General features: G+C 44.0%; 11 protein-coding genes and 2 pseudogenes. 10 read left to right on the forward strand and 3 right to left on the reverse strand.

Going from position 1 to position 9,188, the window contains the following annotated elements:
- The 3 genes from L691_RS32535 to L691_RS0106235 all read left to right on the forward strand — a co-directional run.
- Positions 1–419: mannosyltransferase YkcB-related protein (locus L691_RS32535; RefSeq protein ID WP_036735674.1), on the forward strand; the 419-nt coding region annotated here is incomplete at its 5' end.
- A 92-nt stretch (positions 420–511) separates the two neighbouring features.
- Complete coding sequence (locus L691_RS0106230) at positions 512–1,498, forward strand: glycosyltransferase family 2 protein (protein ID WP_025689435.1); 987 nt, start codon at positions 512–514, stop codon at positions 1,496–1,498.
- A gap of 100 nt (positions 1,499–1,598) precedes the next feature.
- A complete protein-coding gene (locus L691_RS0106235) occupies positions 1,599–2,237 on the forward strand; it encodes a hypothetical protein (protein WP_025689436.1) in 639 nt (212 codons plus the stop codon).
- Positions 2,238–2,359: 122 nt separating this feature from the next.
- Here the strand turns inward: L691_RS0106235 and L691_RS0106240 are convergent, their stop codons facing one another.
- Positions 2,360–3,502, reverse strand: coding sequence for a Fic family protein (locus L691_RS0106240; protein WP_025689440.1), 1,143 nt, complete (start codon positions 3,500–3,502; stop codon positions 2,360–2,362).
- Between the two features lie 156 nt (positions 3,503–3,658).
- Here L691_RS0106240 and L691_RS0106245 point away from each other — a divergent pair, with 156 nt between their 5' ends.
- From L691_RS0106245 to L691_RS33405, 3 genes are all read left to right on the forward strand, one after another.
- On the forward strand, positions 3,659–4,621 hold the full coding sequence (locus L691_RS0106245) for a helix-turn-helix transcriptional regulator (RefSeq protein ID WP_025689441.1): 963 nt from the start codon (positions 3,659–3,661) through the stop codon (positions 4,619–4,621).
- 82 nt (positions 4,622–4,703) lie between these two features.
- Entirely contained in the window at positions 4,704–5,333 is a 630-nt protein-coding gene (locus L691_RS0106250) for a type 1 glutamine amidotransferase family protein (RefSeq protein WP_025689442.1), read from the forward strand.
- Positions 5,334–5,511: 178 nt separating this feature from the next.
- Complete coding sequence (locus L691_RS33405; RefSeq protein ID WP_025689443.1) at positions 5,512–5,874, forward strand: hypothetical protein; 363 nt, start codon at positions 5,512–5,514, stop codon at positions 5,872–5,874.
- On the opposite strand, the gene L691_RS0106260 is transcribed toward L691_RS33405, so the two are convergent.
- Positions 5,797–6,711 carry a phosphatidate cytidylyltransferase gene (locus L691_RS0106260; RefSeq protein ID WP_025689444.1) on the reverse strand — a complete coding sequence of 305 codons (915 nt, stop codon included), beginning with the start codon at positions 6,709–6,711 and terminating at the stop codon, positions 5,797–5,799. The two genes, L691_RS33405 and L691_RS0106260, sit on opposite strands and share 78 nt — an antisense overlap.
- Before the next feature lie 97 nt (positions 6,712–6,808).
- Here L691_RS0106260 and L691_RS0106265 point away from each other — a divergent pair, with 97 nt between their 5' ends.
- Positions 6,809–7,351: a hypothetical protein gene (locus L691_RS0106265; protein WP_025689446.1), complete on the forward strand. Its 543-nt coding sequence runs from the start codon at positions 6,809–6,811 to the stop codon at positions 7,349–7,351.
- A gap of 12 nt (positions 7,352–7,363) precedes the next feature.
- A complete protein-coding gene (locus L691_RS0106270) occupies positions 7,364–7,843 on the forward strand; it encodes a DinB family protein (protein ID WP_025689448.1) in 480 nt (159 codons plus the stop codon).
- A 116-nt stretch (positions 7,844–7,959) separates the two neighbouring features.
- Here the strand turns inward: L691_RS0106270 and tlp are convergent, their stop codons facing one another.
- Positions 7,960–8,184 (reverse strand): small acid-soluble spore protein Tlp, encoded by a 225-nt coding sequence (tlp, locus tag L691_RS0106275; protein WP_025689449.1) that lies wholly within the window; start codon positions 8,182–8,184, stop codon positions 7,960–7,962.
- Between the two features lie 92 nt (positions 8,185–8,276).
- Here tlp and L691_RS33410 point away from each other — a divergent pair.
- Together L691_RS33410 and L691_RS0106285 are read left to right on the forward strand one after the other, a co-directional pair.
- Positions 8,277–8,831: pseudogene (locus L691_RS33410) on the forward strand (carbon-nitrogen hydrolase family protein).
- Positions 8,832–8,948: 117 nt separating this feature from the next.
- Positions 8,949–9,188, forward strand: a pseudogene (locus tag L691_RS0106285) (RNA-guided endonuclease TnpB family protein); the annotation flags it as partial.

Consider the following 9,188-nt stretch of genomic DNA (forward strand, 5'->3'; position numbering starts at 1 on the left):
GCGCACGGGACAGCCGCTTGGGCGAAGTCCAGTTCGGTTTCGGCGGCAGCGAGGGCGAGAACGTTAACGAATCGCTGGTCGCTTATCTGAAAGAGCATAATACGGGGCAAGAATATTTATTCGCCGCGATGAATTACAGCACAGGCGGGCCTTATATCATCGAAGGCAATAAGGTCGTCATACTTAATGGCTTCTCCGGCTCGGATGTGGTGTACAAGGCGGATACCCTTCAGGCGCTGGTCCAGAGCGGCAAGGTCAAATACTTCTATATTTCCGGCGGCGGCATGGGCGGCGGACGTGAGGGGAACTCGGAATTGACAACATGGATCACTGAGCATGGCACGGAAATTCCGTCCTCGGAATGGCAGGGCGCAAACAGCGGTACAGGCGGCACATTGTACGAGGTTGCGTTGAACTAACCGTCAAGAGCCTTTGGTTATAACAAGTGGGCGTACTGACAATCTATTGCCAGCGCGCCTGCCACCTTATTTTTAAAAAGGAGGAGCTGCTCATGAGTTCTAACGTGCGCTATTCCGTGATTATCCCGATGTACAACGAGGAAGAGGTTATTCAGGAGACCTACCAGCGGATCAAAAAAGTGATGGGAACGACGGGAGAGCCGTATGAGCTGATTTTCGTCAATGACGGCAGCGTCGATAGCTGCGCTCAGATGATCGAGGAGTACAGCTGTTGGGACGAGAGCGTGAAGCTGATCGACCTTTCCCGCAACTTCGGGCATCAGGTAGCGATAACCGCAGGCATGGACTATGCCCTGGGCGATGCCATAATCATTATTGACGCCGATTTGCAGGACCCGCCGGAGCTGATTTTGCAAATGATTGAGGAGTGGAAGAGCGGCTATGAGGTCGTGTATGCCAAGCGCGTGAAGCGAAACGGCGAATCCTTGTTCAAAAAATGGACGGCGAGCCTGTTCTACCGGGTGCTGGCGTATTCAACCGACATCAACATTCCGGTAGATACGGGGGATTTCCGCCTGATCGACCGGAAGGTGTGCAACGAGCTGAAGCGCCTGCCGGAGAAAAACCGGTTTGTCCGGGGACTGGTCAGCTGGGTAGGCTTTCGCCAGAAGGCGATCGAATACGTACGCGACGAACGGCTCGCGGGAGAAACGAAATATCCGCTGAAGCGGATGGTTAAGCTGTCGCTGGACGGCATTACCTCTTTTTCGTATAAGCCTTTGAAGCTGGCCGGATACCTTGGTACGCTGCTGTCGGCGTCGGGCTTTCTGTACCTGTTGTACGTGCTGTATCTCGCCATTTTTACAGATTCGGTGGTTAAGGGCTGGGCTTCCGTCATCGGGATTACCCTTACCTTCAACGGCTTCGTGCTGCTGATGCTCGGAATTATGGGCGAATATATCGGCCGGATCTACGATGAGTCCAAGGGACGTCCGCTGTATATCGTACAGGAAGTGTATCAGGGGAAAAAACAGCAGCAGCCGCTCAGAATGCAAACGGCTCGCTATGAAACCAAGTAACCTATTATTTAAGCAATTTAAATTTTTTATATAATTTTAATAATTTGTTCATCTCTCCCAGGTAGAATGAATGCAACTCCATTTAATCGAGGTGCATCCCATGAAAACGAAAAAGACCATCTGGATTCCGGCAATCATAGCGGCTGTAGCAGCCGCGCTGCTCGTGGCTTATTATTTTTACGTGTCTCCGTTCCAGGGAAGCGGAAGGCCGGCAGGCGGCGCTGAGGGAATACGTCCTCCAAGAGGAGAAGGTCCTGAAGGGAGCGGGGAAATCTTTAAGACGCTCGGCACGATTTCCGTATTCCTTGGAGCTTGCAGTTTCTCCTGGTTCTGGTTCAAGAGGAAGCTGAAATCGCCGTCGTTGCTGGTGCGGAGAACCGGGAAGTTTCTGCGTTCCGTGCACAAGCTGCTTGGATGGGCGACCTTGGCCGTTATCGCAATTCATGGTATCTATTTTTTGTTTGCCAGACCGGAAGACAACAACATTTACACCGGTCTAGCGGGATTCGCCATTCTGCTCGCAATCGCCGGATACGGCTTCCTCATTAATAAGGTTCGTAACAAGTGGATGCGTACGGTGCATCGTTCACTTGGGCTGCTCTGGGTTCCCGTACTGCTGCTGCACGCCGGAGGATCGGTAATCGTAGTGGTCATCGCAAGCCTTGCGGTCTGGATTCTTGTCCGGGTACTCGAAAGAAAAGGGAAAGAACCCCTGAAACCGTCTAGCCAGCACAGTTGATTGTGTAGCGAAGGACGGTCCCGTAAGTCATGAAAGATGACTAAGGGACCGTCCCTTTTTGCTGATGCTAAAAAGCTATCCTTAAACCATTCCGTGCAATTCACTTCAGTAATTGCGATACGCTAATCCACAATACAGACGATGTATTCCCCGCGATTGTCTCCTGACTTTATAACGCCTAAATCTTTAAGTTTTGCAATATTTTTGGCAATACTTGAGGAAGAAGCATCCAGGGTATCATCAAACAATTGTCTGTGGAATATCTCTCCATCGTTCATTCTGCTGATTAGTTCGAACATTGTTTTTGCATGTCCTTTACCCAGTAGTTCACGAATATGTTTTATTCTATCGTAACGCTGCAATTCCTTGAGAACTTTGGTAAGCGATGCGTTGACACATTCAAGATAGAAAACAATGAATGGTTTGAGATTACCTTGGGTTGCGGCCATAAGCGTATCATAATAATCCTCGATTCTTTTATCAAAGAATTCCTCTACACTAAAAGCATCCTTAATCGTGGCAAGGTCGTTGTGTATTAAACCCACTAACGTAGAAAATGCTCGAGCTGTTCTTCCATTGCCATCAGGAAAGGGATGGATATAACCTATTAAATGATGAGTGATCCCAGAAATGATTAAAGGGTGCACTTTTTTTTCAGGATTAACGATTGTTGTTTCATATGGATTGATATATCCGGTTACACTCGTGTAAAGCCAAGAAAAATACGCTCGCATGAGGCTAGGAACCTCGTTAAATGCTGGTGGTTGGTAACTGACATGCCCATCGCCATCTTGAAGAGCTACTGGTATATTCCTATAACCTTCTGGATAGCCAGTCAAACTATTCATTAAAGTATGTTGTATTTTTTTAAGTACAGGCTCATCCATATCTGAAAAATCCTTGTTTGGATCTAAACTATAAATAAACTCATAGGTCTCAAAGACATTTTTTACTTCTATTTGCGCTTTTTGTTTTATAGTTAGCGGGTTTCTTTTGTAATCTTGATATAATTGCTCTACCTCTTTAAACTCGAGTTTATTCTGTTCAATTTTGGTGGTGAAATGTGCTGTTCTAACCAGTGAGTTACGTAAAATAGTAGGCTTTAAGGGGTGGCTTTTTAAGCCAAGTCGAGCTAGTGCCCCAATATTTCTCTCTGCCTCAAGAATGAGTTGATTTATCTCATAATCAAATGGATTCAAGTTTGGATGAAAAACCAGTCTATTCTCCACAATATCAAAATGCTCATAATTAAATGAATACGTCATTTATTACACCACCTTTTACACGTGTAAACCCAATTGGGTCAATGCTTTACTCCTACTTTTAGTATACTCAATTACACTTATTATGTACAACAATTATAACTATTAAACTGCCTAATTTACGGTGAACCGTACCATAAATAAATGAGGTGAAATCTTATTTCTAAAATTGACAATATGATGGCGATTCTATGGATGTTGAATTCAGGCAGGAAAATTACTGCAAAACAAATATCTGAAAAGCTAGAGATTAATATAAGGACTGTTTACCGTTATATTGATGCACTTTCTGCCAGTGGTGTGCCGATTATATCTGACACAGGTCATAATGGGGGGTATACCCTGTTGAATAATTTTATTGAAAGTCCTCTTCTTTTTGATGTTGATGAGCAAACTGCATTACTTCATGCTGCTGTTTTTGCCAAAGAAGCTGGATATTTTTTAGGGGAGGCATTAAACAGAGCAACATCAAAGCTAAAAATGTATTCAAATCAAGAGCAGGAAAGAATGATCAAGCAGCATTTAGAAGGGCTTGAAGTAATAAGTCCAATTGGAAAGTCATCTATGGAGCCAATATTGAAGAAATTGGAGCAAGGTATAGTAAACCAATCATCTGTAGAAATTGAATACCGTACAAGTCGTGAAGAGCAACCCAAGCGTAGGATTGTTGATCCATATGGAATTATTTATTGGAATAATAACTGGTATGTCATTGCATTTTGTCATCTAAGGAATGAAATCCGCAGTTTTAGAGTGGGGCGAATTATCAGTATTATTCAAACAAAAATTACCTTCAATCGTCCAAAGTTTTTTTCGGCAGATGAATTTTTTATGAAAAACCTACTTCCAGAAGTAGAAGATAAGCAAGGACTTATGCCTTTAGTTGTTGGTGGTAAGACAAGTGCGTTGGATAACTTATGCCAGCATTGGTTTTTAGGACATCATTTCAAAGAACGGACTTCAAAGAAAGTGATATTTCTACTAGAAGAAGAAGCAATTCATACGTATGTACCGTATTTACTTTTACCCTATGGCAAATCTATTCAAGTAATTGAACCAATAAGTTTGAAGCAAAAACTTATTGAAGTTTTATATGAATTAATTAATTATTATCAAGTTTGATAACTTTACTGACGGAAGGTGTCAGTAAAGTTTTTTTATAATAGGGTATATCGATTAATTAATTACAAAAGGAGTGTGTATTATGCATACAAAAAAAGTGTATCTTTATGTATTTGATACTATGTCAGACTGGGAGGTAGGTTATTTAATTGCTGAACTAAACTCGGGAAGGTATTTTAAAAAAGAATTAGCGCCTTTAGAGGTGATTGCAGTAGGCGTTGATAAAAATCCTGTTACTACAATGGGAGGATTGAAAATACTGCCAAGTATTGCTATTGATGAGTGTATTTTGGAGAGTACTGATGTTTTAGTTCTTCCAGGCGGAAATACTTGGATAGAGACAATTCACGAACCCGTATTGGAAAAGGCCTCTAAATCCTTAAAACGAGGTACTGTTGTTGCGGCGATTTGTGGTGCAACATTGGGACTTGCAAAGAGGGGATTGCTAGACTCAAGAAGACATACAAGCAACAATCTAGAATACCTGAAAATGATTTGTCCTAATTATGTTGGAGAAAAATATTATGAAATGGAACCAGCAGTAACTGATGGGAATTTAGTTACTGCATCAGGAATAGCTCCGTTGGAATTTGCGATGCATGTATTGAAGGTGTTAGATGTATTTGCACCAGAAACATTACATTCATGGTTCAATCTTTATCAGACTCATGAACCAAAATACTTCTTCGAGTTAATGAATTCTATCAAATAGTTCGTAAGGCTTTGGTTTATGGCAATATTCCAGGTGCGAAAGTTGAGTCGCTAATTTCTCTGAAGCCGTATGTAAGAAGCTGTATTTCTCTAATTTTCCAATTATATCTATCCATTACAATGTATTTCTTGTTCTATAATAGACCGAGACGGAAACCACGGAAAGGAACATCCATGCCATGAAAAGCAGCATCCGTAACCGCTTATTGGTCATGCTTCTCGTATGTATTATTGTGCCCTATTTCATTTCGGTACTGGCTATCTATTTTCATACCAAAGAAAAGGTAGAGCAGCACGAATATCAGATCAGCGAGGTTCAGCTTCAAAAGGGCAGTGAAGAGCTCGGACAATATTTTCAGGATATGGTCAATTTGCCGTATATTTTATACCTTAATCCCGGGTTATTCCGGATATTCGAAAGAGGCTTTGATACGGAGTATACGATTCATCCGAGCTTAGTACACCTACATAAAATCAAAAAAATAACGGATCATGTGGAAAAAGACCGGCGTGGTGTAGGTCAAGCTATCGACTCGGCTTAAGTAGCTTTTTTTCAGCGCATCGAACTTATCGTCATCGCCGATTAACAAATCCCGCTTCAGTACGGAAACGGTTAAGCTGCCGAAGAAACCGCTCAGGCTGATCAGCATGCCGGAAACGATACCGAAAGTCAGGTTAAGCGGCGTCAGGTGGGGGTAAATCAGATACGAAGCCCCTGTCGTTACGAGAAAAGCGCATGCGAAGCCTTCCCAAGTCAAATTCGGGTTAGCGGTCGGGACGACCTTCCGCTTGCCGAAATAGATCGATGCGAGATGGTGTACAGCATCACCAAGCTGCGTTAGCACCACCAGAAAAAGCACAAGACCCGCTCCGTACTGCGGCGTGGCGATTTGGAAATAGGCCAGGTGGCTAAGTCCGAACACCATCAGCATGAGTCCCCATTGGGCCCGGCTGACGCTGCGCAGAAACCCGACCGTTCCTTTGTTAATCAACCTCGGGAGCGGAAGGAACAAGAATACATAGATAGGAATGAAGACAATAAACATCCCGTACCATCCGATATAAATCCAATAGAACTGCACGGGAATCGACAAATACGCCCATAGATACAGCCTGCGGTCGGCTTTTTTCGACTTAATCATCGAGAAATATTCTTTCAGCGCGAAAAAGGCGAGCACCATTAGGGAAAGGAGCGAAACGATCGGGTTGAAAAGGGTAGCCAAGCAAAAAACGAGAAACATGCCCCACCAGGTCTTGATGCGAAATCCAAGTCCCGTATAGTCTTTGTCCGGCTGTATTCTGCCCATCATATAATACAGGAGATGGATGACGGATAAGACTGCAAAAATAAGAACCATCGTTAATAGCGAACTGTTCACTGCCAATCACCAACTTGCCCAAGGGTAGGATTCCACTACAGGGATCTTATGTTATTATGAAGGAAACGCTCGAACTTGATAAGGGGAAAATTTGTAAATGGAAGCTGATCAATCGGTCTATATCCTGCTTACGAATACCGGAACACTTTTTACGAAAATCATTCAAGGCTACACGAAAGCGCCTTACAATCACGCCTCGATTTCCTTCAACCGGGAACTTTCGGAGCTGTACAGCTTCGGGAGAAAGCATCCGAGCAACCCCCTGAATGGGGGATTTGTGAAGGAAGATCTCAAGACAGGCACATTCAGCAAGTATCCGAATACTACATGCGTCATCTACGAGCTTCGAGTAACAAGCCGGGAAGTTGAGAAAATGAAGCGGGTTCTGCAAATCTTTATCCGAAGCCGCCAAAAGTACCTCTATAACATTCTGGGCTTGATCGGCGTCGCGCTAAAAGAACCGGTCGAATTCAGCAACTCCTACTTTTGTTCGCAATTCGTCGCGGAAATTCTGGAGCGGTCCGGTATAAAGCTGTGGAATAAGCTGCCTGCGCTCGTTACACCGGATGATTTTCGGCAAAATGACCGGCTGCATTTGATCTACGAAGGGAAATTAAGCGAATATGAGCCGGGGCTCTGAGGAGGGGAGAAAATGGTTCATGCGAAGGATGTCCTTAGCAATCAATTATTAGCCAACGCTAATGACCCGAGCTGGTATATCCCGTTCATGCAGGCGGCCCGGGACATCACGGAGGAAGAAGCCTTTTGGAAGCCTGACCCGAACAGCAGCAGTATCGCTGAGCTTACCCAACATCTGCTGTATTGGAATGAAACGTGGCAGATCAGGTACCAGCAGCGCCGGATGGACGCTGTACCCCCTGTTGGAGATAACAACAACAGCTTTGTCATACCGGAAAACACTACATTTCGCGACTTGAATGCAAAACTTCTAGATGTGCTTCTAGGGTGGCAGAAGCTGCTGACCGAAGAAAGCCTCGAAGCCGGAGTGACAGGATTTCCAGCGCCAGCTAAATGGTGGGAGATCATCAGCAACGCAGCGACCCACAATGCCTATCATATTGGGCAAATGGTCTATATCCGCAAACTGTGGAAGGCGAATATGAGGGAATAGGGCGCCGGGGTAGTGATTGCGGACCGTGTAACCTGGTTGTCCGTACCGGGAGATGGACCCAAGAAAAAGCAGATCCAGCTTCGTTTGAACTTTTCAGGCCGGATCTGCATTTTTAACTATTCTTTCGAATGTGCCGCTTCGTCCTTTACCTCTTCCCGAAAGCCTTTAATACTCTCTTTACGGCGCTCATTCTTATCCTCGATTTGCTTACGTTCCTCGCTGCTGATTTCAGAGGCAAATTCATCTAAATAGTCTTCAGCTTCATGAAGATTTCTTTGTGTATTCTGAATACTTTGCTGTAAATGCTCAACATTGTCTGCCCGATTATCCGGTTTTGCCATTCGTTATCGCCTCCTGGAGTTTAAAGTGCTTATTGGAGCACTACCAGGTAGCTTGAACGCCGTTGGAGGATTTTATGCGGGAGGTTAATGAAATGATCATTGGTTCTTTACAAATGAATGTGGAAAAAAGGGATATTATAAAAAACTTAGACACCATTGAGAAGCTAATCAGTCATTCGGCAGATTCGGTTGATTTGGTGGTTATGCCTGAGTTATTCTCAACAGGTTATTTTTTTGACTCAGCGAGCGAATTGATGGAAATCGCAGAAGAAATTCCTAACGGGTATACAACAAACAGGCTCATTGAAATTGCTAAAAATGCAAATTGCCATTTCGTTGGAGCCATTGCAGAAAAAGAAAACGGTCATCTTTATATTACCGCAATCGTAGCAGGGCCATAAGGATATATTGGAAAGCAAAGGAAAAGGCATCTTACGGATCATGAATCCAAAATTTTTTCTAGTGGAACGAGCTCAGAAGTCTTTGATATCATTGAGGTGGGAATTGTTATATGTTTTGAAGGATGGTTCCCGGAAAGCTCAAGAGAATTAATGCTAAAAGGGGCGCAAATCATTTGCCATACTGCATTAACCTGTCAGGAAAGAACCCTTGATATTATGAGAATCCGGGCGATTGAACAGATTTAGTGTCGCAGTCCCCCAGCTCTAAGCCAACAGCGAAGGCGGGGGTAGACACGTCTGCTTTACCAAACATACGTTCTTGTGTTATGCTAGATCCATCAACTTGCGATGGAGGCGTATCTCATGAAGGTGGTCAAAACACTCAAACATCCGATTACATCTCACCACCGCATGCTAGATGCGACTCTCCATGTGTACCAAGAGGCGCTGTTGTTCTTGATTACGGTCATTCAAGAGCAGTTTATCGCCTTGGAATTGTTATCCACTCAAGCAGTGGTGACGGCGGTAGAACGGCTGACTCACCATACCAGGCACAATCCGAATCCGCTCTACGCCGAGTTTGATCAACGCTTTTATAAGTTT

Source organism: Paenibacillus zanthoxyli JH29 (assembly GCF_000520715.1).
Lineage (GTDB): Bacteria > Bacillota > Bacilli > Paenibacillales > Paenibacillaceae > Paenibacillus_AQ > Paenibacillus_AQ zanthoxyli.

Bases quoted from the DNA above. Each gene is read 5' to 3' on its own strand.
- L691_RS0106230 (WP_025689435.1), top strand. From the start codon at position 512: ATGAGTTCTAACGTGCGCTATTCCGTGATTATCCCGATGTACAACGAG.
- L691_RS0106235 (WP_025689436.1), top strand. From the start codon at position 1,599: ATGAAAACGAAAAAGACCATCTGGATTCCGGCAATCATAGCGGCTGTA.
- L691_RS0106240 (WP_025689440.1), bottom strand. From the start codon at position 3,502: ATGACGTATTCATTTAATTATGAGCATTTTGATATTGTGGAGAATAGA.
- L691_RS0106250 (WP_025689442.1), top strand. From the start codon at position 4,704: ATGCATACAAAAAAAGTGTATCTTTATGTATTTGATACTATGTCAGAC.
- L691_RS33405 (WP_025689443.1), top strand. From the start codon at position 5,512: ATGAAAAGCAGCATCCGTAACCGCTTATTGGTCATGCTTCTCGTATGT.
- L691_RS0106265 (WP_025689446.1), top strand. From the start codon at position 6,809: ATGGAAGCTGATCAATCGGTCTATATCCTGCTTACGAATACCGGAACA.
- L691_RS0106270 (WP_025689448.1), top strand. From the start codon at position 7,364: ATGGTTCATGCGAAGGATGTCCTTAGCAATCAATTATTAGCCAACGCT.
- tlp (WP_025689449.1), bottom strand. From the start codon at position 8,184: ATGGCAAAACCGGATAATCGGGCAGACAATGTTGAGCATTTACAGCAA.